This window comes from Streptomyces sp. NPDC090127, assembly GCF_044746945.1.
In the GTDB taxonomy this organism is placed as follows: Bacteria; Actinomycetota; Actinomycetes; order Streptomycetales; family Streptomycetaceae; genus Streptomyces.
On record NZ_JBIVDE010000005.1, the window covers coordinates 572124 to 593945 of the forward strand.

A 21822-nucleotide genomic window follows, 5' to 3' on the forward strand; every position below is an offset into this window, starting at 1 on the left:
GGTCATGGACCCTCGCCCCTTACGTGTTTCCCGGCCACCCGACGTTTGTTCGGACGGAGGCCACGGGGAGTCAGAGGGTCCGGATAGGGTGGACGGATGACGCGAGCAGAGCAGCCAGACTCCGACGTCGCGCTTGTCGCAGACTCCAGGGAGCGTGCCGTACGGGCGCTTTTGCGCCATCCACCCTTGCGACGGTTGTGGAGCGCGCAGTTGGTCGGTGGGGCGGGTGACGTGCTCGCTGTGCTTGTGCTGGTGCTGCTGGGGCTCCAGGCCGCCGTCTTCGAGCAGGCCTTCGGCGGCGGGTACCGCGGTGCCGCGTTGGCCGTGGCCGCCGTGGTCGGCGCCCGGCTGCTCGCCTCGGTGGTGTTCGGTGCCGTCCTGCTCGGTCCGCTCACCACCCTGACCGGGCCCAGCGGTCCGCTCGACCGGCGCTGGACCATGATCGGGGCCGACGGTCTGCGGATCGTGCTGCTCGTGGTCGCGCCCCTGTGGATCGACTGGACCCCGGCCAGCGCCCTGTGGTTCCTGCTCGGCACCGTCTTCGTCGCGGGCGCCGCCGAACGGCTGTCGACCATCGCCCGCGAGGGCGCCGCCCCGGCGCTGCTGCCCGCGCCGCCGTTGGAGGGCGCGGCCGTACGCCCGCTGCCGGACCACCTCGACGCGCTGCGCCGACTCTCGCTGCGGACGGGCTTCCTGGCCGTCCCGGCCGCCGCCGCCGCGCTCCTGGTCGCCACGCTGCTCAGCAACCTGCTGGGCGCCGGTATCGACTGGTTCACGCTGCATCAGGCCGCCCTCGCCTCGTACGTCGCCGCCGGCCTGTTCGCCGCCTCCCTCTCCGTCCTGTACTTCATCGAGCTGCCCGGCGGCCAGACGCCGCGGCCGCGTTCGCCGTTGGAGGGCCTGCGCCGCCCGACGGCCGAGAAGGGCCGCACGGGCGCGGTCGGACTGCTCGTCATCGCCTGCGCCACGGTCGCCGGCGGGATCGCCGCCGCGGCGGCCGTCGCCGTCCTCCACGCGTACGACCTCGGCGGCGGTCCGGTCACCTTCGCGCTGCTGGTCCTCGCGCTGAGCGGCGCCACCGCCGTCGGCATCAGGACCGCCGGTTCCGTGCTTCCCGTACTCTCCCGCCGCCGGCTCCTCGCCCTCGCGATCGCCCTCACCGGGATAGCGCTGCTCGCGATGGGCCTCGTGCCGGACACGGCCACGGTGCTGCTCCTCGCCGTCCTCGCCGGGTACGCGGCCGGGGTCGCCGCCCACACCGGCCACACGCTCATCGACCTGGAGACCGAGGACGCCCGGCGCCCCCGGGTCACCGACCACCTCCAGGCCGTCGTCCGGGTCGCCATGGCCGTCGGCGCGCTCGGCGCGCCGCTGCTCGCCGCCGCGATCGGGCCGCACCGGCTCGCCTCGGGCAGCTTCGTCTTCGCCCACGGCGGCGCCGCGTTCACGCTGATGCTGGTCGGCGCGCTGCTGCTGCCCGTCGCCGCGCTCGTCCTCGCCAAGACCGACGACCGGTCCGGCGTACCGCTGCGGCGCGATCTGCGGGACGCGCTGCGCGGCGCCGACCCGGCCCAGGCGCCCGCCCCCACCGGCTTCTTCATCGCCCTGGAGGGCGGCGACGGCGCCGGCAAGTCCACCCAGGCCGAGGCGCTCGCCGAGTGGATCCGCGCCAAGGGCCACGAGGTCGTCGTCACCCGCGAGCCGGGCGCCACGCCGATCGGCAAGCGACTGCGCTCGATCCTGCTCGACGTCTCCAGCGCCGGTCTCTCGAACCGCGCCGAGGCGCTGCTGTACGCCGCCGACCGTGCCGAGCACGTCGACTCGCTGGTCAAGCCCGCCCTGGAGCGGGGCGCGGTGGTGATCTCCGACCGGTACATCGACTCGTCCGTGGCCTACCAGGGCGCCGGGCGTGACCTGTCGCCGACGGAGATCGCCCGGATCAACCGCTGGGCGACCGGCGGACTCGTCCCGCATCTGACTGTCCTGCTCGACGTCTCGCCGGAGGCCGCGCGGGAACGGTTCACCGAGGCGCCGGACCGACTGGAGTCGGAGCCGCCGGAGTTCCACGCGCGCGTGCGGGCCGGTTTCCTCACCCTCGCCGCCGGAGACCCCGGCCGCTACCTCGTCGTCGACGCCGGTCAGGAGCCGGAGGCCGTCACCACCGTCGTACGGCACCGGCTCGACCGGATGCTGCCGCTGTCCGAGGCCGAGGTGAAGGCCCAGGAGGAGGCGCGCCGCAAGGCCGAGGAGGAGGCGCGCCGCAAGGCGGAGGAAGAGGCCGCGCGCAAGGCGGAGGAGGAGCGGCTGGAGCGCGAGCGCCAGCAGCAGCTCGCCAAGCTCCGTGCCGAGGAGGAGGAGCGCAAGCGCCAGGAGGAGGAAGAGGCGCGGCGCCGCGAGGCCGAGCGTCAGGCCGAGGAGGCCCGCCGCCGTGCCGAGGAGGCCCGGCTGGCCGCCGAGGAGGAGCGCAAGCGGCGCGAGGCCGAGGAGAAGGCCCGCCGCGCCGAGGAGGAACGCCGCCGCAAGCAGGCCGAGGAAGAGGCCCGGCTGCGCGCGGAGGCGGAGGAGCGCCGCCTGGAGAAGCAGCGCAAGGCCGAAGAGGCCCTGCTGCGGGCGGAGGAGGCCCGTCGCCTCGCCGAGGCGGCCGCCTCGAAGGCGGCCGAGGAGTCGGCGCGGAAGGCGGCGGCTGAGGCCGCGGCCGCCGCAGAGGCGGAGCGCGCGGCCGAGGCGGCGCGGGCCGCGGAGGCCACCAGGGCCGCGGAAGCGGCGCGGGCCGCGGAGGCCGAGAAGGCGGCGCGGGCACAGCAGGCGGCGGAGGCGGCGCGGGCCGCAGAGGCGGCCGCGGTGGCCAAGGCCGCGGCGGAGGCGGAGAAGGCGGCGGAGGTCGCGGAGGCCCGGCGCCGGGCCGAGTCCGTGAAGGCGGCGGGGTCGGCGGCGCGGGAGACCCGTACGGCTGCGGAGTCGGCGAACGAGATCACGGTCCCGACGCCGATCGTCAAGCCGGACGCCAAGCCGGACGCCAAGCCGGGCGCCAAGCCGGACGCCAAGCCGGACGCCAAGCCGGGCGCGCGGGCTGACGGGGCGTTCGACGGCGGGCGTGACCCGCGATCCGAGAACTGGTCCGGCGGGCGGTCCGACGCGGGGGCCGAGGCGCGGTCCGACGCGGGGTCCGAGGGGCGGTCCGCGGCGGGGTCCGAGGCTCGGGCCGACGCGCGGTCCGGCAGGCGGCCCGCGGCGGGGCCCGCGGCGGGGTCCGACGACGTGACGCAGACGGTGCCCGTGGTGTCGCCGAACGAGGTCACCGTCCCCACGCCGGTCGTCCGGCCGGACGCTCCCCGGCCCGAGGAGGAGACCACGGTTCTCCGTCCGGTGCGGGACGCCGAGGAGACGACGGTCCTGCCGCAGATCCCGGCTCCGGACGAGACGGCCGTCCTGCCTTCCGTACGGGACACGGACCCGGCCGACCGGGTTCCGCCGGGCATCTTCCGCGACGAGGCGGCCGGGTCCGGGGGCGCCGGATCGAACGACCGGACGCGTGAACTGCCCCAGCTCGACGAGCAGGGCCGCCCGAAGCGTCGCTCCGACTGGGCGGAGGAGACCCCGCTGGACGACCTGCCCACCCTGGCGGACGAGCTCCTCGGCCCGCACGACGACGACGACAACGACGGCCGCCGCCGGGGCCGGGGCCGGGGCCGCTGAGCCGAGCGGCGGGCGGCGGGCGGCTTCGGCCTGGCTGCCGTGAACGACGGACGGGCCGTCCCCTGGGCAGGGGGGCGGCCCGTCCGCTGTCGGCGGGCGATGTGCCGGACGGCCGCCGTTCGGAATTCGACCGTGTGGCATCCGGCTCTCCGGCCGCCCGGCATCCGGCCCCTCTGGCCCTCTGGCGGCCCGGCCGCCTGGCGGCCCGGCATCGGGCATCCGGTGGAGGCAGTCGGCCCGGCCGGGGGTGTCAGTGGGGTGCCCCACAATGGGGGGCGTACCTGAGGAGGGCACATGGGCGTATGGGACGACCTGGTCGGGCAGACGCGCGTCGAGGAGCAGCTGGCCGCCGCCGCGCGGGACGCCGACACGCTCGTGACCGCCCATGCCGCCGGTGCGCCGGCCCCCGAGGCGTCCAAGATGACCCACGCCTGGCTCTTCACCGGGCCCCCCGGCTCCGGGCGGGCGACGGCGGCACGGGCGTTCGCGGCCGCGTTGCAGTGCGTGAGCCCGGACCGGGCGCTCGGCGGGGCGCCGGGGTGCGGGTTCTGCGACGGTTGCCACACCGCGCTGGTCGGGACCCACGCGGACGTGGAGGTCGTGCGGACGGACCTGCTCTCCATCGGTGTGAAGGAGACCCGTGACCTCGTCCGGCGCGCCCAGCTCTCCCCGGCGGGCGGCCGCTGGCAGGTGATCGTCCTGGAGGACGCCGACCGGCTCACCGAGGGCGCGGGGAACGTGCTCCTGAAGGCGGTCGAGGAGCCCGCGCCGCGCACGGTCTGGCTGCTCTGCGCGCCCTCCCTGGAGGACGTGCTGCCCACCATCCGTTCCCGCTGCCGCCACCTGACCCTGCGGACGCCCCCGGTGGACGCGGTCGCGGACGTGCTCGTCCGCCGGGACGGCATCGAGCCCCAGGTCGCTGCGGCGGCCGCCCGCGCCACCCAGGGCCACATCGACCGGGCACGGCGGCTGGCCACGGACGAGCGCGCCCGGGCCCGCCGGGCCGTCGTCCTGAAGCTGCCGCAGCGGGTCGGTGACGTCGGTGGCTGCCTCAAGGCGGCCCAGGAGCTGATCGACGCGGCCGGCGAGGACGCCAAGGAGGTCGCCGAGGAGGTCGACGTCAAGGAGACCGAGGAGCTGAAGGCCGCCCTCGGCGGCGGCCAGGGCGGGCGGATGCCGCGGGGCACGGCCGGGGCGATGAAGGAGCTGGAGGAGCGGCAGAAGCGGCGCAAGACGCGTACGCAGCGCGACAGCCTGGACCTCGCGCTCACCGACCTGACCGGTTTCTACAGAGACGTGCTGACCCTCCAGCTCCGGGCCCGGACCCCGATCGCCAACGAGGACGTGCGTGACGCGGTGGAGCGGATCGCCCGGGACACCCCGCCCGAGCGGACACTGCGCCGGATCGAGGCGGTGCTCGCCTGCCGCGAGGCACTGGACCGGAACGTGGCCCCGCTGCTCGCGGTGGAGGCGATGACGATGTCCCTCCGCGACTGAGCCCCTGCGTGACTGAGCCGCTGCGTGACTGAGCCGCTGCGTGACTGAGCCGCTGCGTGACTGAGCCCCTGCGTGACTGAGCCGCTGCGCGACTGGGCGCGGAGGCCCGGGCGGGAGCATCCGCTGAGCGGAAGGGCCAGCCGGGCGGATGAGGCCGCCGGGGGGAAGGGCCCGTCGGACGGGAGGGCCAGCCGGGCGGATGAGGCCGCCGGGGGGATGAGGCCACGTGGCCGCCGGGCGCGAGGGCCCGCTGGGCGGGTGAGAGGGGCCGCCGGGCGGGAGGTTGCCGAGCCCACGCGATTGGACACGTTCCGTACTCGTACGGATACGCTCCGGGGATGGACTCCAGGCACCCCAGGCGTTTGCTCCGTACGTCCACGACGGCCCTGGCCGCCGCCGGGCTGATCCTCTCCGGCTGCACCGGCGGAAGCGACGCCGCCGCGCCGGCGGGCGCGACCTCGGCGGTCTCGCAGGCCGGCCCCGCCGCATCCGCCGCACCCACCACACCCGACCCGGCGCTGCGGAGCTTCTACGCGCAGAAGCTGACCTGGCGGGAGTGCGGGACGCCGAAGTTCCAGTGCGCGACGCTCCGCGCTCCGCTCGACTACGCGAAGCCGGCGGCCGGTGAGATCAAGCTGGCGGTCTCCCGGGTCGCGGCCACCGGCCCCGGCAAGCGCCTCGGCTCACTCCTGGTCAACCCGGGCGGGCCCGGCGGCTCGGCCGTCGGCTACCTCCAGGGCTTCGCGGGCATCGGCTATCCCGTGCAGGTCCGCGCCCGCTACGACATGGTCGCCGTGGACCCGCGGGGGGTCGCCCGCAGCGAGCCCGTCGAGTGCCTGACGGGACCGCAGATGGACAGCTTCACGCAGGTCGACCAGACCCCGGACGACGGCGCCGAGACGACGGCCCTGACGGCGGCCTTCAAGGGGTTCGCGGCGGGCTGCGCGAAGCGCTCGGGGCAGGTCCTGCCGCACGTCTCCACCGTGGAGACGGCCCGGGACATGGACATCCTGCGGGCGGTCCTCGGCGACGAGCGGCTGAACTACGTGGGCGCCTCGTACGGGACCTTCCTCGGCGCCACGTACGCGGAGCTGTTCCCCGGCCGGGTCGGACGACTGGTCCTGGACGGGGCGATGGACCCCTCGCTGCCCGCGGTCGACCTCGCGCGCGACCAGACCGCCGGTTTCGAGACCGCGTTCCGGGCCTTCGCGGCCGACTGCGTCCAGAAGCCGGACTGCCCGCTGGGCACGGAGTCGGCCGACGCGGCCTCGGGCAACCTGAAGGCCTTCTTCCGTACGGTCGACGCCGAGCCGGTGCCGACCGGCGAGAGCCGCCGGCTCGGCGAATCGCTGGCGACGACCGGGGTGATCGCGGCGATGTACGACGAGGGCGCGTGGCCGCAGCTGCGCGAGGCGCTGACACGGGCGATGGGTGGCGAGGGGGCGGGCCTGCTCGCGCTGGCCGACAGCTACTACGAGCGCGAGGCGGACGGCACGTACACGAACCTGATGTTCGCCAACACGGCCGTGAACTGCCTGGACCTCCCGGCGGCGTACACCGGCCCGCAGGACGTCGAGCGGGCGGTCCCGTCCTTCGAAAAGGCGTCGCCGGTCTTCGGCGAGGGGCTCGCCTGGGCGGCCCTGAACTGCTCCTCATGGCCCGTCCCCGCCACCGGCCGCCCCCACCGCATCACCGCCGCGGGCGCCGCCCCCATCGTCGTCGTCGGCACCACCCGCGACCCGGCGACCCCGTACAAGTGGGCCCAGTCCCTCGCGGACCAGCTCTCCTCCGGCACGCTCCTGACCTACGAGGGCGACGGCCACACGGCGTACGGCCGGGGCAGCGACTGCATCGACTCCGCGATCAACACCTACCTCCTCGACGGCACGCCCCCGACGGCGGGGAAGCGCTGCACGTGAGGGGGTGTCCTGGAGCACGCACGGGGTGGTCAGGAGCACCCCCGGAAACTGTGTAGACTTGGCGAGGCCGCTGCGCCCAAGCTTGGGATCGCACGGCATGCCGCCTTAGCTCAGTTGGCCAGAGCAACGCACTCGTAATGCGTAGGTCTCGGGTTCGAATCCCGAAGGCGGCTCGGATCAGCCCCAGGACTCACTCGCCGTGACCTGGGGCTTTTTCATGCCCTGACGCGCCGGTTCGGAGGGCGATGCCCGCGGGGTGGGAGTGCGTCGTCCGGTGCGTGGCGGGGGATCGGCTGGGGCGATAGAGGTGTTCGGGAGGTCGTATGGGGTGGGTGTTGTGGGGGGTGGGGTGGGGGGATCAGGGTGGGGTCGCGTCGGTCGGGATGGTCGGCCGGGTGGTTCGTGGAGGTGCGGGGTGGAGCGGTTCACCGTTGTCGTCAACGGGGAAGAGCAGTACTCGATCTGGGCCGAGGGGCGTGAACTGCCCGCGGGCTGGCGGGACGCGGGGATGGCCGGGACCAAGGACGAGTGCCTCGCGCACATCGACCGGGTGTGGACCGATCAGCGACCCCTGAGCGTGCGGTAGGGGCCGGGCTGTTGTCACGGGTCCTGGGGGAGCCAGCCTCTCTGGACCGCTCTCGCGCCGGCCTCGAAGCGGCTGCGGGCGCCCAGGCGGTCCATCAGGACCGTGGCGATGCGGCGGGCCGTGCGGTGGGAGACGCCCAGGCGCTTGGCGATGCCCTCGTCGGTGTGGCCCTCGGCCAGCAGGCGCAGGGTCGCGGCCTCCTGGTGGTCGAGTTCGGCCTCGTCGCGGCGGGGTGCCTCGCCCAGCGGACGGGCGCCCGCCCAGACCGTCTCGAAGAGCGTGCACAGGGCCGTCAGGATGCCCTGCCCCGTGAGGACGACCCCGCCCGCGCTGCTGTCCTCGCTGTCGACCGGGATGACCGCCGTCGTCCGGTCCACGATCGTCAGCCGCAGCGGGAGCGTCGCCACCGTGCGGACCTGTCCGCCGAGCTCCGTCAGCCACTTGGCGTGCGCCACGCTCGCCGGGCTGTTGCGCACGCTGTCCAGGTAGATCGTGCGCATCGCGACCCCCTGGGTGAGGAGCCGTTCGTTGAGGGGCCGGGACGCGGCCATGTTCGCCTCGGTCTGCGCCCCGCCGGGTGCGAAGGCCATCACCTCGGTCCGTACGTTCTCGGTGAGCACCGCCAGCCGCGCCCGGATCTCGTCCAGGGTGGCGAGGTGCTCCACCCCCACCGGCGGGTCCGCCGGGCGCAGTTCCTCGTACTCGGAGATCAGCCGTTCCGCCGCCGCCCGGGCGCCCGCGATCCGCTGCCGCTGAAGCTCGAACTCGGCCTCGCGCTGGGTCAGCAGGTACTCCAGGCCGACCTCGGGACTGACCGCCCGGGGCGGCGCGGAGGCGCCGGGCGGGGAGTGGGTGGGGTACTGGGCGAGCGACAGGTCCGTCAGTCGCCGCCAGGCCTCCCGTACCGATTCCTCCGGTATGCCGAGCCGTTCGGCCAGCGCGGGAGCTCCCGTCTCGGGGTGGGTGAGCATCGCCCGGTACACGGCCTCGGTCGGTTGATCCAGTCCCAGTAGTTCGAGCACGCGTTCCCCTCCGTCCGTCCCCGGTCATTATCCCCGGGGTGGCCGAAACGGCCCGGGTGGCCCGAATGGGTCAGGACCCATTCGGGCCACCCGGAATCCTTTCCTCCCCATGTCACCAGTCGTGATGCTGTGACCACAGGGATCACGAAGTCACAGGGGGATTCGTCATGCTTCGCGTTCGTATGGTCAAGACCGTCGCCTTCCTCGCCATGGTCACCGGCGCGCTCCTCGCGCCCGCCGCCGTCGCCCAGGCGGACACGGGCACGGGTACGGCCACGGGCGTGGCCGCGGCCGCTCCGGTGCAGCAGGGCGCACCGGACGTCACCGCCGCGTCGGACGTCACCGCCGTCGTCGCCGACATGGGTTGGCAGTGACCCCCGTCGGAAGACGCGCTCCTCGTCCGCCGCGGCGTCGGGACAGCTCATGGATCTGAAGCAGCTCACCACCTTTCACCGGGTCGCCACGCTGCTCAGCTTCACCCGCGCCGCGGCGGATCTGAAGTACGCCCAGTCCAGCGTCACCGCCCAGGTCAAGAGCCTGGAGGTGGCGTTGGGCGTGGAGCTCTTCGAGCGGCTGCGGGGGCGCATCCGGCTGACGCCGGCCGGTGAGCGGCTCATCCCGTACGCGGAGCAGATCCTCTCCCTCGTCGAGGAGGCCCGCGACCGGACGACCGGCCAGGGGGAGCCGTCGGGGGTGCTCACCATCGGCACGATGGAGAGCTTCACCTCCTACCGCATGCCGCCGGTCCTGGAGTACTTCCACCACCGCTACCCACGCCTCCAACTCGCCCTGCGCCCCAGCCTCTGCCAGGACACCTGCGAGTCGCTCCGCCAGGGCACCTTCGACCTCGGCGTCCTCATGGAGCCCGAGACCGAGCACCCCGGGGTCGTCACCGAGGTCCTCGGCTCCGAACCGCTCGTCGCGGTCGCCGCGCCCGGGCACGTGCTCGCCGACACCCGCCACCTCACCACCGCCGACCTGCGCGCCGTGCCCATCCTCGCGCCCGAGCCCGGCTGTTCGTACGGGGCGATGTTCGAGGCGGAGCTCAACGACCGAGCGGCCGAACCCGTACCCCTGCTCCAGTTCGGCAACATCGAGTCGATCAAGCGCGGGGTCTCCGCCGGGCTCGGCATCAGCGTGCTGCCCGCCATGGCGGTGGCCGCCGAGGTCGAGGCGAAGTCGCTGACGGTCCTCGACTGGACGGCGCCGTTCGAGGTGTACACCCAGATCGCCTGGCGGTACGGACGCCGACTCACGCACGAGATGCGGGTGTTCATCGACGGGACCATCCGCTTCATGGAGCAGGAACGGCCCCGGACGGCCTGCTGACGGTGAGGGCTCACAGAGTGCCGCGCGCGAGCACCTCCTCCACGATCCGTACGGCGTCCAGCGCGCCCCCGACCCGGAGGTTGTCGGTGGCCAGCCACAGCCAGAAACCGTCGGACGCGGTGGCGGCGACCCGGATCCGGCCCACGTGGACACGGTCCGGGTCGTCCAGGTCCGCCGGAGTGGGAGCCCCCGGAGAGTCGTGCACCGTGACCCCCGGCAACGCCCGGAGCAGCGCGACCAGTTCGCCGCGGTCCACCGCCTCCCGGCACTCCACCCACACCGCCGCGCCCTGCCCGCCGACCACCGGAACCCGGACACAGGTCGCCGTCACGTCGAGCCCGGGCAGCCCGAGGACCGTGCGGATCTCCTCGGCCAACTCCCGCTCCTGGCGGGTGGAACCGTCCTCCAGCGTCTCGCCGATCCTTGGCAGCACGTTGAAGGCGAGCGGCGGCGAGAACACCGCGGACACCGGCGTGGCCTGCGGGTCCTGCAGCACGGTCCGCGACCCGTCCTGCAACTCCTCGATGCCGGCGTGCCCGGCGTCCGACGCCCCCTGGTACGTGCTGACCACGATCCGACGCAGCCCCCAGCGGCGCTCCACGTCCCGGACCACCCGCACCACCGGCACCGCGGCCGCGCCCGGCACCGCGATCACCCCGCCCGCCGGTCGGGCGTCCAGCAGCTCCGCCGCGAGCTCCGTGACGACCAGCGGGGTGCCCGGCGCCGTCCGGAAGGCGGAGGTGCTGTCGACGACCAGCGCGCCCCGCGCCACGGCGACCGGGACCCACTCCCGGCTGACCTCGGCGCCCGCGCAGAAGAACGCGACGTCCACCGAGCGGAAGTCGAACCGGTCCAGCTCCGCGACCTGGTGGTCGTGGCCGTCGACGCGGATCGTCCGGCCCGCCGAGCGCGCGGAGGCCACCAGGTGCAGCCGCCGGTACGGCAGCCTGCGGTCCTCGATGAGTTCGAGCAGGGTCCCGCCCACCGCGCCGGTCGCGCCTACGACGGCGATACGGGGGGCGGCCGGGGCGTCGGCCAGGAGCATGGGCTTCTCGGATCCGCTAGGCAGTGGAGCCACGACCGCCCCGGCCGCTCCCGGGGCGGGAGGCACCGACGGGCGGCTGTGCGGCCGCGGGATCCGGGCGTCGATCCTGTGGGAGTACGTGCCGGACACACGGCCGTGGGGCGGGGCGCGATCGGCGCCGGTTCGATCATCGGGGTCCCGCGGGCGCGCGGCAATGGGGGGCCGTACGGGCATCTCCGATGGCTCCCATCAGTGGGAACGATCGGGTCCGGCCGCCGTCGGTCACGCCATCGGAAAGTCCGAACCCCGGCATCGGAACTCCCGTCCTGCGAGCGTTGACCGGCGCGTGGGCTTGGCGAAGGCTGTGGCCGGTCTTGATCGGTCGTCGGCTTGGTCGACCGGTCGGCCGAGGGGGCATCACATACCGCAGCCGCGAAACGGGGAGTTCATGCAGCAGGCCGTGAAGGTCGTCGGAATCGGGGGGTCCTCCCGGCCCGGCTCGACGGCGGAGCTGGGTCTTCGGGTGGTCCTCGCGGAGGCCGCCCGGCTGGGCGCCGACGTCAGTCTCGTCGGCGGTGCCGACCTGGTCATGCCGCTGTACGACCCGAGGGCGGCGAGCTGCTCGCCCCCCGCGCGCCGGCTGCTCGACGAGGTGGCCTCGGCGGACGGGGTGGTCCTGGCGAGCCCCGCGTACCACGGCACGGTGTCCGGACTGCTGAAGAACGCCCTGGACCACACCGAGGAGCTCCGGGACGACGCCCGGCCCTACCTGTCCGGCCGCGCGGTCGGCTGCCTCTCCGTCGGCATGGGCTGGCAGGGGGCGGTGACCACGCTCGCCGCGCTGCGGGACATCGTGCACGCCCTGCGCGGCTGGACCACGCCGCTGGGCGTCGCCCTCAACAGCGCGACCACCGGGTTCGGCCCCGACGGGCAGTGCGACGACCCGCACGTGCAGGGGCAGTTGCTCGCCATGGGCGGACAGATCGTCGAGTTCGCCGAGGCGCGTCGGGTCCATCAGTCGCTTCGGGACCAGCAGACGCACCGGGACGTGCGGGAGGTCCAAGGCCCACAGGCGCTCCGGGACCAGCAGACGGTCCTGGACCAGCAGACGGTCCTGGCCGAGGCGGTGCCCGCCCGATGACCGGCACCGCCGACAGTCACTGTTCCGACGGCCACTGTTCCGACGGCCGCTGTCCCGACGGCCGCTGTTCCGACGAGCGCTGTTCCGACGGCCGCTGTTCCGGCAGCCGCTTCGAGGGGCGTGCGGTCGCGAGCCTCCCCTCCAGCCCCTGGATCCGCTGCTTCCACCCGAAGCCGGCCGCCTCGCACACCCTCGTCTGCTTCCCGCACGCGGGCGGCTCCGCCAGCTACTACTACGGCCTCTCCGCCGCCCTCGACCCCGACGTCGAGTTGCTCGTCGTCCAGTATCCGGGCCGCGAGAACCGGCTCTTCGAGGAGCCCGCCGCCTCCGTCGCCGAGCTGGCCGACGGCGTGTACGGGGCGCTCCGCCCCCGGTTGCGGCGGCGGCCGGCCTTCTTCGGTCACAGCATGGGCGGCGTCGTCGCCTTCGAGGTCGCCCGCCGCCTGGAAAGCGACGGTGACGGTGGTGGTGTCCCCGCCGGTGACCTCGCCCCGTACGCCCTCGTCGCCTCGGCGAGTTCGGCGCCGTCGGTCCGTACGGCACGGCCGGCCGTCGCCGACAGCGCCCATGGTGAGGCCGAGGCCGACGACGCCGTCCTCGCCCGGATCATGGGCCTGGGCGGTACGCGGACCGACGTGGGCGAGAACCCCGAACTGGTCCGGCTCGTCCTCCCCGCCATCCGGGCCGACCTGCGCGCCCTGGCCGCCTACCGGGTCGCCGAAGGGGCGGCCGTCCGCTGCCCGGTCACCGTCTTCGTGGCCGACGCCGACCCCGACGTACCGCCGGAAGAGGCGTACGCCTGGGCCGGCCACTCCACGGCCGGGTCCTCCGTCCACGTCTTCGAAGGCGACCACTTCTATCTGGGCGGCCTGCCGCCGACGTTCCTCGCCCTGCTCCAGGCCGCCGTACGCCACTCTCGCCCCGGGACATCACACGCATGACAGCCATGGGATTCGTCGAGGAAGAGCTCGCCCAGATGTGGGCCGAGTTGCTGCCCGCCCGCACCGAGGTGCCGCTCGACGCCGACTGGCACGCCCTGGGCGGCCGGACACCGGCGCTGGACCTGCTCGCCGACCGGATCGACGACGGACTCGGCGTACGCGTCGCACCCGGGGAGCTGGCGGTCGCCACCACCCTCGCCGGGATGGCGAAGCTGGTACGGGACGCCATGGCGGCGCGCACCGCCGCCACCAGGGGGGCGGCTCCACCGGCACCGGCACCGGCACCGGCGGCGGCCCGCGCGGAGCGTCCGGTGCTGTCGTTCGCGCAGCAACGCCTGTGGTTCATGCAGCAGATCGACCCCGACACCACGCTCTACAACGTGCCGACCGTGCTCCGTATGCGCGGCGCCCTCGACCGGGACCGGCTCGGCCGGGCGCTGGGCGCGCTCGTCGCCCGCCACGAGGTGCTCCGCACCACCTACGAGGCGCCGTCGGGAATCCCGCACCAGGTCGTCGCGGAACCGGCCCGAACGGGCGCCGAGTTCGACCTGCCGTACACCGACCTGACCGGCCCATCCGACCTGTCCGGCCCATCCGACCTGTCCGGCCCATCCGGCCTGTCCGGCCCATCCGGCCTCTCCGACGGCGCCGACTCCACGGCCGGTCCGACCGCAGGTCCGACGGCGGGTCCGACGCCGGGTCCGACGGCGGGTCCGGCCGCTGATCCGCGGGCCGAGGCGGCCCGCCTCGCCGCCGAGGAGGGCCGGTGGGTCTTCGACCTCGCCGCCGCCCCGGCCTTCCGGGCCCGGCTGCTCCGGGTCGCGGAGTGCGAGCACCACCTCGTCGTGACGTTCCATCACATCGCCATCGACGGCTGGTCGGTGGAGATCTTCTTCCGTGAACTCGGCCTGCTGTACGGGGACGGCGCGAGCGTCCCGCAGGTGCCGGCCCTCCACTACGCCGACTACGCCGCCTGGCAGCGGGAGTGGCTCCAGGGCTCCACCCTGGACGCCCTCACCGACCACTGGCGCGCCGTGCTCGGCGAGAACCCGCAGGCTCTCGCCGTCCCCACCGACCACCCCAGGCCCCGGCGCCGCTCCTTCCGGGGGGCCGTCGTCACCCGCACGCTGGGAGCCGAACTGACGGCTCGCATACGGCGGTTCGGTCGAGCCGAGCGGGTCACGCTGAACATGACGCTGCTCGCCGGGTTCCAGGCGCTGCTCGCCGGCTGGTCCGGATCCGACGACATCACCGTCGGCACACCGGTCTCGGGCCGGACCCGGCCGGAGCTCCAGGACCTCGTCGGCTGCCTGATCAACATGGTGCCGGTCCGGGTCCGGCTGGACGGCGACCCCGACTTCCGTGCGCTGCTCGCCCGTACCCGTACCGCGCTGATCGAGGCCTCCGCCCACCAGGACCTCCCCTTCGACAAGCTGGTAGAGGTCCTGGTCTCCCGGCGGAGCCGCGATTTCCTGCCCGTCTTCCGGGTGATGTTCAGCTTCCTCAAGGAGCAGGCGGAGCCGGTCTTCCCCGGGCTCGACCACTGCTCCCTGGACCTCACCGGCCCCCAGGACACCGCCAAGTACGACCTCAGCCTGTACGCGCAGGAGTCCGGCGCGGGCGTCGCGCTGACCCTGGAGTACGACACCGATCTCTTCGGCCCGGACACCCCGGCCGAGCTGCTGGCCGCCTACGAGCAGGCGCTGCACGACGCGATCACCCTCCCGGACGGACCGGTTCTGGACCTCGTCGCGGTCCGGTTCCGGGGGTCCGGCTCCGACGGCTCCGAGAGGACGACCCACCTTGACCGTTGACGGAGTGCCCACGGCAGGGCTGCCGGGCACCATCGACGCCCGGTTCGCACGGCAGGCGGCCGAGCGCGGCGACGCGATCGCCGTGACCGGCATCGACGGCCGACTGAGCTACCGCGACCTCGACCGTGCGGCCAATCGCCTCGCGCACCACCTGCGGACGCTCGGCGTCGGCCCCGAAGTGCCGGTCGCCGTCTGCGTGGAGCGCACGACGACCCTGGTGACCGCGCTGCTCGCGGTGGTCAAGGCGGGTGGCGCGTACGTGCCGCTGGACCCGGCGAGCCCCGACGACCGGATCGCCTTCACCCTCGCCGACGCCGGAGCCACCGTCCTGGTGACGGACCGGGCCGGGCGCGGCCTGCCCGTCGCCCACACCGTGGTGACGGGCCCCGGCGCCACCGACCTCGCCCGATACCCCGACACCGCCCCCGAAGCCCCCGGCACCGGGCCGAACAGCCTGGCGTACGTCATCTACACCAGCGGCTCGACCGGCACTCCCAAGGGCGTCATGGTCGAACACCGCAACGTCACCGGCCTGTTCGACGGCACCCGCCGCCACTTCGGTTTCGGGGCCGACGACGTGTGGTCGATGTTCGCCTCCGCCGCCTTCGACGTGTCGGTGTGGGAGATGTGGGGCGCGCTCCTGCACGGTGGCCGGCTGGTCGTCGTACCGGAGGAGACCCGGCGCGCCCCGCAGGAGCTGCACGCGCTGCTGCGCCGCGAGCGCGTCACCGTCCTCAACCAGACGCCCGCCGCCTTCCGCCAGCTGATCCGGTACGAGCAGGAGGCGCGACCCGCCGCCCTGGACGCGCTGCGGCTTGTGGTCTTCGCCGGGGAGGCGCTGCCGCCCGAGATGCTGCGGCCGTGGATCGACCGTTACGGCGACGACCGGCCGGAACTGGTCAACATGTACGGGATCACCGAGACCACCGTGCACACCACCCACCGCCGGATGACCTCGGCCGACCTCGACTCAGGGGCCGGCAGCGTGATCGGCGGCGCCTTCGACGGCTGGACCATGAGCGTCGCGGCGCCCGACGGCACCGAGGCCCCGGCCGGTGAGGCGGGCGAGCTGTTCGTCGGCGGGGCCGGTGTGGCCCGGGGCTACCTGGGCCGCCCCGCGCTGACCGCCGAGCGTTTTCTGCCCGACCCGGACGCGGTCGTGCCCGGCGCCCGCCGCTACCGCTCCGGCGACAGCGCGCGGCGCACGGCCGACGGCGACCACCTCTACCTCGGGCGCCTCGACCACCAGGTCAAGGTGCGCGGCTACCGCATCGAGCTCGGCGAGATCGAGAACACGCTCACCCGGCACCCGGCCGTCCGCGACTGCGTGGTCGTCGTCGACGAGGACTCCGTCGGCGATCCGCGCCTGGTGGCGTACTGGGTACCGGGCCCGGCGGACGGCGCCGCGGGGCACGGCACGGTCGGGCTGCGCTCGGACGGCGCTGCGGGCCCCGGCACGGTCGGGCTGCGCTCGGACGGCGCTGCGGGCCCCGGCACGGTCGGGCTGCGCTCGGACGGTGCCGTGGGCCACGGCACGGTCGAGCTGCGCGAGTACCTGGGCCGGACCCTGCCCGCGTACATGCTGCCCAACGTCTTCGTCGCCCTGGACCGGCTGCCGCTGACCCTCAACGGCAAGGTCGACCGCCGCGCGCTGCCCGCGCCCGACGCGGTCAGGCCCGAGCTCGGCGGCGGGTTCGAGGCGGCCGGGACGCCCGTGGAGAAGGCCCTCTCGGAGATCTGGGCCGACGTGCTCTCGGTCGACCGGGTCGGCCTGGACGACGACTTCTTCGACCTCGGCGGGCACTCGATGCTCGCGACCCAGGTGGTGGCCCGCACCAAGGAGCAGTTCGGGGTCGCCGCGACGCTACGGCTCTTCTTCGACGCGCCGACGGTACGCGAACTCGCGGAGGCCGTCGAGGAGCTGCTCGCCGCACAGTCCACTACCCACCCGCACGGGGAGAACGCATGACGTACGAGACGGAACTGCCGCTGCCCGAGCAGTCCGTGGCCATCATCGGGATGAGCGGACGCTTCCCCGGCGCCGGCGATGTCGACGCGCTGTGGCGCATGGTCGCCGCGGGTGAGGAGGGCCGCCGCGCCTACTCCGACGAGGAGCTGGCCGCCGCCGGTGTGTCCGAGCGGCTGCTGGCCGACCCGGCCTTCGTGAAGGCGGGCTTCCCGCTCGACGGGTTCGACCGCTTCGAGGCCGAGTTCTTCGGCGTCACCCGCGCCGAGGCCGAACTGATGGACCCGCAGCACCGGGTGTTCCTGGAGACCGCCTGGCAGGCGCTGGAGCGGGCCGGCTACCCGGCGGGCACCTCCGAGGGCCGTACCGGTGTCTTCGCGGGCACGTCCGGCAGCGGCTATCTGCGCGAGCGGATCGACGGCGGCGCCCGTGGGGACGGCTCCGGTTCCGGCGGCTCCGGTTCCGGCTCGGGCGGCTCGGGCTCGGGCGGGTCGGGCTCGGGTTCCGGTGGTGACGGGCGGATATCGGACGAGATCCAGGTCGCCATCGGCAACGACCCCGGCATGCTCGCCCTGCGCGTCTCGTACAAGCTCGGGCTGACCGGCCCCAGCTTCACCGTGCAGAGCGCCTGCTCCTCCTCGCTCGTCGGCGTGCACCTGGCCGTGCAGTCGCTGCTCGGCCGTGAGTCCGACCTGGCGCTCGCGGGAGGCGTGGCGGTACGGGAGTTCGAGCCGCGCGGCTACCGGTACGAGGAGGGCGCGATCCTCTCCACGGACGGCCGATGTCGTCCGTTCGACGCGGACGCCTCCGGCACGGTCTCCGGTGACGGTGTCGCCGTGGTCGTCCTGAAGCGTCTTGAGGACGCGGTCGCCGACGGCGACCACATCCACGCCGTGATCCGCGGCTCGGCCGTCAACAACGACGGCTCCGCCAAGATCGGTTTCACCGCGCCGTCGGCGCACGGCCAGGCCGAGGTCATCGCCGAGGCCCTGGCGGTGGCCGGGGTCGAGCCGGGCACCGTCCAGTACGTCGAGGCGCACGGCACCGCCACCCCGCTCGGCGACCCCATCGAAGTGCAGGCGCTCAACGAGGTGTTCGGGCCCGAGGCGGCGGCCGGAACGATGCATCTGGGCTCCGTGAAGTCCAACATCGGCCACCTGGACGCGGCGGCCGGTGTCGCCGGTCTGATCAAGGCCGCGCTCGCCCTGGAGCACCGCTTCGTCCCGCCGACCGCGCACTTCCGCGCCCCCAACCCGCGACTCGCTCTCGACAAGGGCCCGTTCAAGGTCAGCGGCACGGGCACCCCGTGGCCGACGCCGGCCGGTCCCACGCCCCCGCGTGCCGGGGTGAGCGCCTTCGGTATCGGCGGCACCAACGCGCACGTGGTGCTGGAGGCCGCGCCCAAGGTGGCGCCCGGCGCCACCGCCGCGACCGCCACCGGCGCCGCGACCGCCGCCGGCGCCGCGACCGCCGCCGGCGCCGCGACCGCCACGGGCGTCGCCGCGACCGCCGCCGCCGTGACCGCCACCGGCGCCGCGACCGCCACCGGCGCCGCAACCGCCACGGGCGTCGCCGCGACCGCCGCCGCCGCAACCGCCACCGGCGCCGCAACCGCCACCGGCGCCTCCAAGTCCGCCGACTGGCAGGTCCTGCCGCTGTCGGCGCGTACCCCCGAGGCCCTGCGGACGGCCGCCGAGCGGCTGGCCGAGGCGCTCACGCGCACCGGCGCCCCGCTCGCGGACGTCGCCCACACCCTGCAGTCGGGCCGCGTCGAGCTGGCCCACCGGCGGGCCGTCGTGGCCGACAGCCGGGAAAGCGCCGCCGCCGCGCTGCGCCAGGTCCGGGCCGGCACGGTCGCGGGGAAGGACGACGCGGCGCCCGCCGTGGTCTTCCTCTTCCCCGGCCAGGGCGCCCAGTACCCGGGCATGGGCGCGGACCTGTACCGCACCGAGCCGGTCTTCCGCGCCGCGTTCGACGAGTGCGCCGAGCTCCTCCTGCCGGAACTGGGCTGGGACATCCGGGAGGTGGCGTTCGCCGCCGACGGCGAGGAGAGCCGGGAGCGGCTGCGGCAGACGCTCGTCACCCAGCCGACCGTCTTCGCCCTCGACTACGCCACCGCGCGACTCCTGCTCTCCTGGGGGATCCGCCCGGACGCGATGACCGGACACAGCCTCGGCGAGTACGTGTCGGCCTGCCTGGCCGAGGTGTTCACCCTGGCGGACGCCCTGCGCGTGGTCGCCCGCCGCGCCCGCCTGATGCAGGACCTCGCACCGGGCCGGATGCTCTCCGTGCTGCTCGACGAGGAGACGCTGACGACGGCGCTGGAGGGCCGGGCGACGATCGCCGCGGTCAACGGACCCGGCTCCTGCGTGGTCGCCGGCACGCCCGAGGAGGTCGCCGAGGCCCGCCGCGTCCTGGAGGCGCGGGGCGTGTCGGTGAAGGAGCTGGAGACCTCGCACGCCTTCCACACCGCTCTGGTCGAACCGGCCCTGCCCGGCCTTGAGGAGGTCCTGCGCGCGGTCACGCTGAACGCGCCGCGCATCCCCTTCCTCTCCAACGTCACCGGCACCTGGATCACCGACGAGCAGGCCACCGACCCGGCGTACTGGGTCTCCCACACCCGTCGCGCGGTCCGCTTCTCCGACGGCATCGCCGCCCTCGCCCAGCGCGGCCCGACCGTCTTCGTCGAGGCGGGGCCCGGCAGCCAGCTCGGCGGCCTGGTCAGGACCCACCCGGACCACGGGCCCGTCGTCACGCTGCTGCGCAAGCCGCGGGCCGGTGCCGAGGCGCGCCCCGAGGACCTCGGCGTCCGCGAGGGCCTGGCCGAGCTGTGGTGCCACGGTGTGCCCGTCGACTGGACGGCGCTGCACATCGCGGGCGAGCGCCGCCGGGTGCCGCTGCCGGGCCACCCCTTCGAGGGGCGGAGCTTCCTGCTGCCCAAGCCGACCGCGGCGACCCCCGCGCGGACGGATCCGTCGAGGTGGACCTACGCCCCCGTCTGGCACCGGGCCCCCGCGCCCGCCGCCCCGGAGCGGACCGAGAGCGCCTCCTCCTGGCTGGTCCTCGCGGACGGCCGCGGCCTCACCGACGCGTGGACCGCCGCGCTGCGCGAGCGCGGCGAGAGCGTCACCACGGTGCGCGGGGCGGGGGCGTACGCCCGCACCTCCGTGCACGGTTACGACGCCGACCCGGCGGACCCGGAGCACCTCGCCCGGATCCTCGAGGAGCTGGCCCAGGACGGGCTGAGCCCGGACCGGATCCTGCACGCCTGGGCGGTCACCGACCCGGCGGACGGGACCGTCCGCCCGGCGGCCGACCGGTACGCCCACTCCATGGCGACCGGCTTCCACAGCCTGGTCGCGCTGGCCCAGGCGCTCGACGGGAGCGGCGCCGGCACCCCCGTACGGATCGACGTCCTCACCGACCACCTCCAGGACGCGCACGGCACGCCCGTGACGCAGCCGGAGCGGGCGGCCCTGTACGGCGCGGTGACCGTGCTGCCGCAGGAGTACGCCTGGCTGACCTGCCGGAGCATCGACGTCGACCCGCCCGCCGACGCCGTCGCGCACACCCGGCTCACCGCGCAGCTGACCGCCGAACTGGCGGGCCCCGGCGCCGAGCCGCTCGTCGCCTACCGGGGCGCGCAGCGGCTGACCCGCGCCTTCGCGCCGGTCGAGCTGGCCGCCGTGCCCGTCGAGCGGGCCTGGAAGGCCGGCGCCGGATACCTGGTCACCGGCGCGTCGGGCGAGGCCGGGCTCGGCTTCGCCGAGCAGCTCGCCGGGGCGGGCGCCCGCCTGGTGCTGGTGGGCGACCCGGCGTTCCCCGCCCCCGCCGACTGGCCCGGTCTGCCCGCGGGGCCCGAGCGGGACCGCGCCGGGCGGCTCGCCGCGCTGCGCGCCGCCCATCCGGACGCCGTCACCTATCGCGCCGCCGATCTGGCCGACCCGGACCAGGCGCGGCGGACCGTGGAGGAGGCCCGGGCGCTGCTCGGCGCCGTCGACGGCGTCCTGCACTGCGCCGACGCGCGGGGCACCGGTCTGGTCGCGCTCAAGACGCGCGACGACTTCGAGAAGGTCCTCGGCGCCCGGGTCCGCTCGACCCTCCTCCTCGACGAGCTGCTCGCCGACGACGCGCTGGACTTCTTCCTGACCGGCTCGGCCACCACGGGCATCGTCGGCGGCTTCGGCCAGGCCGACAACTGCGCGGCCGCCGCCTTCCTGGACGCCTTCGCCGCCGCGGCGTCGGCGTCGGCGTCGGCGCGTACCACCGTGACCCTGGACTGGGCGCAGTGGGAGTGGGACGACTGGTTCGAGCAGCAGATGGCCGGACTGCCCGAGGTGCGCGAGCTGTACGAGCGGCTGCGCCGCAGCCAGGGCATCCCGGTCGCGGACGGCCTTGCGCTCGCCCGCGCCGCGCTGGCCGGCGGGCTGCCGCAGCTGGTGGTCTCCCGGGCCGACTTCCAGGACGTTCTCGCCGACCAGCAGGGTCTGACCGCGAGTTCGTTCACCGACGCGCTCGGCAGCGGCCGGCCCGAGGACAGCGACTGGGACCCGGCGACGGTGTGGCCGGACGACGAGCTGGCCCAGTCGGTGGCACGCGTGTGGCAGGAGATGCTCGGCGCGGCCCCGATCGGCCCGGACGACGACTTCTACGACCTGGGTGACAACTCGCTGTTCGCCATCCAGATCGTGGGCCGGCTGCGGCAGGCGCACGGCGACTTCCCGATGAGCGCCGTCTTCGAGGCACCGACCGTTCCCGGGCTCGCGGCGGCGATCCGCGCCCACCAGGCCGAGTCCATCGGCCTGGACGAGTTCGAGGCGATGCTGCGCGAGGTCGAAGCCCTCTCCGCCATCGAGGCCGAACAGAAGCTGAAGGGGGACAGCTGAC

Annotated in this window: 13 protein-coding genes and 1 tRNA gene; 12 read left to right on the plus strand and 2 right to left on the minus strand. The window is 74.8% G+C overall.

Annotated features, from left to right (window positions below; translation table 11 throughout):
* Window positions 1-96: 96 nt before the first annotated feature.
* The 5 genes from tmk to ACIPPS_RS21515 all read left to right on the plus strand — a co-directional run bounded on the left by tmk (window position 97) and on the right by ACIPPS_RS21515 (window position 7698).
* Window positions 97-3696 carry a dTMP kinase gene (gene tmk, locus ACIPPS_RS21495; protein WP_401434322.1) on the plus strand — a complete coding sequence of 1200 codons (3600 nt, stop codon included), beginning with the start codon at window positions 97-99 and terminating at the stop codon, window positions 3694-3696.
* Window positions 3697-3990: 294 nt separating this feature from the next.
* Complete coding sequence (locus tag ACIPPS_RS21500) at window positions 3991-5193, plus strand: DNA polymerase III subunit delta' (protein ID WP_401434325.1); 1203 nt, start codon at window positions 3991-3993, stop codon at window positions 5191-5193.
* 338 nt (window positions 5194-5531) lie between these two features.
* Window positions 5532-7112, plus strand: a complete 1581-nt coding sequence (locus ACIPPS_RS21505; RefSeq protein ID WP_401434328.1) for an alpha/beta hydrolase — start codon at window positions 5532-5534, stop codon at window positions 7110-7112.
* A gap of 99 nt (window positions 7113-7211) precedes the next feature.
* Window positions 7212-7285: transfer RNA gene (locus ACIPPS_RS21510), tRNA-Thr, on the plus strand.
* A 242-nt stretch (window positions 7286-7527) separates the two neighbouring features.
* A complete protein-coding gene (locus tag ACIPPS_RS21515) occupies window positions 7528-7698 on the plus strand; it encodes an MbtH family protein (protein WP_401434330.1) in 171 nt (56 codons plus the stop codon).
* A 14-nt stretch (window positions 7699-7712) separates the two neighbouring features.
* Here the strand turns inward: ACIPPS_RS21515 and ACIPPS_RS21520 are convergent, their stop codons facing one another.
* A complete protein-coding gene (locus tag ACIPPS_RS21520) occupies window positions 7713-8720 on the minus strand; it encodes a helix-turn-helix domain-containing protein (protein WP_401434333.1) in 1008 nt (335 codons plus the stop codon).
* Window positions 8721-8887: 167 nt separating this feature from the next.
* On the opposite strand from ACIPPS_RS21520, the gene ACIPPS_RS21525 reads away from it, so the two are divergent.
* Together ACIPPS_RS21525 and ACIPPS_RS21530 are read left to right on the plus strand one after the other, a co-directional pair.
* Entirely contained in the window at window positions 8888-9094 is a 207-nt protein-coding gene (locus ACIPPS_RS21525; RefSeq protein WP_401434335.1) for a hypothetical protein, read from the plus strand.
* A gap of 49 nt (window positions 9095-9143) precedes the next feature.
* Window positions 9144-10049 (plus strand): LysR family transcriptional regulator, encoded by a 906-nt coding sequence (locus ACIPPS_RS21530; RefSeq protein WP_401434338.1) that lies wholly within the window; start codon window positions 9144-9146, stop codon window positions 10047-10049.
* Between the two features lie 10 nt (window positions 10050-10059).
* Here ACIPPS_RS21530 and ACIPPS_RS21535 read toward each other — a convergent pair whose 3' ends face one another.
* The gene (locus ACIPPS_RS21535; RefSeq protein ID WP_401434341.1) at window positions 10060-11127 is read right to left on the minus strand and encodes an aspartate-semialdehyde dehydrogenase; all 1068 of its coding nucleotides are present in this window, start codon (window positions 11125-11127) and stop codon (window positions 10060-10062) included.
* A 394-nt stretch (window positions 11128-11521) separates the two neighbouring features.
* On the opposite strand from ACIPPS_RS21535, the gene ACIPPS_RS21540 reads away from it, so the two are divergent.
* From ACIPPS_RS21540 to ACIPPS_RS21560, 5 genes are read left to right on the plus strand one after another with little or no spacing between them, the layout of a single operon-like run.
* Entirely contained in the window at window positions 11522-12214 is a 693-nt protein-coding gene (locus tag ACIPPS_RS21540; protein WP_401434343.1) for an NADPH-dependent FMN reductase, read from the plus strand.
* On the plus strand, window positions 12211-13155 hold the full coding sequence (locus ACIPPS_RS21545) for a thioesterase II family protein (protein WP_401434345.1): 945 nt from the start codon (window positions 12211-12213) through the stop codon (window positions 13153-13155). Before ACIPPS_RS21540 ends, ACIPPS_RS21545 begins: the two co-directional genes overlap by 4 nt.
* Entirely contained in the window at window positions 13152-14969 is a 1818-nt protein-coding gene (locus ACIPPS_RS21550) for a condensation domain-containing protein (RefSeq protein WP_401434348.1), read from the plus strand. Before ACIPPS_RS21545 ends, ACIPPS_RS21550 begins: the two co-directional genes overlap by 4 nt.
* The gene (locus tag ACIPPS_RS21555; RefSeq protein WP_401434350.1) at window positions 14959-16938 is read left to right on the plus strand and encodes an amino acid adenylation domain-containing protein; all 1980 of its coding nucleotides are present in this window, start codon (window positions 14959-14961) and stop codon (window positions 16936-16938) included. Before ACIPPS_RS21550 ends, ACIPPS_RS21555 begins: the two co-directional genes overlap by 11 nt.
* A complete protein-coding gene (locus tag ACIPPS_RS21560) occupies window positions 16935-21821 on the plus strand; it encodes a beta-ketoacyl synthase N-terminal-like domain-containing protein (RefSeq protein WP_401434353.1) in 4887 nt (1628 codons plus the stop codon). The genes ACIPPS_RS21555 and ACIPPS_RS21560 overlap by 4 nt, the downstream gene beginning before the upstream one ends.
* Window position 21822 lies beyond the last annotated feature (1 nt).

Coding starts and splice junctions, on each gene's coding strand:
- tmk (WP_401434322.1), top strand. CDS start 97: ATGACGCGAGCAGAGCAGCCAGACTCCGACGTCGCGCTTGTCGCAGAC.
- ACIPPS_RS21500 (WP_401434325.1), top strand. CDS start 3,991: ATGGGCGTATGGGACGACCTGGTCGGGCAGACGCGCGTCGAGGAGCAG.
- ACIPPS_RS21505 (WP_401434328.1), top strand. CDS start 5,532: ATGGACTCCAGGCACCCCAGGCGTTTGCTCCGTACGTCCACGACGGCC.
- ACIPPS_RS21525 (WP_401434335.1), top strand. CDS start 8,888: ATGCTTCGCGTTCGTATGGTCAAGACCGTCGCCTTCCTCGCCATGGTC.
- ACIPPS_RS21530 (WP_401434338.1), top strand. CDS start 9,144: ATGGATCTGAAGCAGCTCACCACCTTTCACCGGGTCGCCACGCTGCTC.
- ACIPPS_RS21540 (WP_401434343.1), top strand. CDS start 11,522: ATGCAGCAGGCCGTGAAGGTCGTCGGAATCGGGGGGTCCTCCCGGCCC.
- ACIPPS_RS21545 (WP_401434345.1), top strand. CDS start 12,211: ATGACCGGCACCGCCGACAGTCACTGTTCCGACGGCCACTGTTCCGAC.
- ACIPPS_RS21550 (WP_401434348.1), top strand. CDS start 13,152: ATGACAGCCATGGGATTCGTCGAGGAAGAGCTCGCCCAGATGTGGGCC.
- ACIPPS_RS21560 (WP_401434353.1), top strand. CDS start 16,935: ATGACGTACGAGACGGAACTGCCGCTGCCCGAGCAGTCCGTGGCCATC.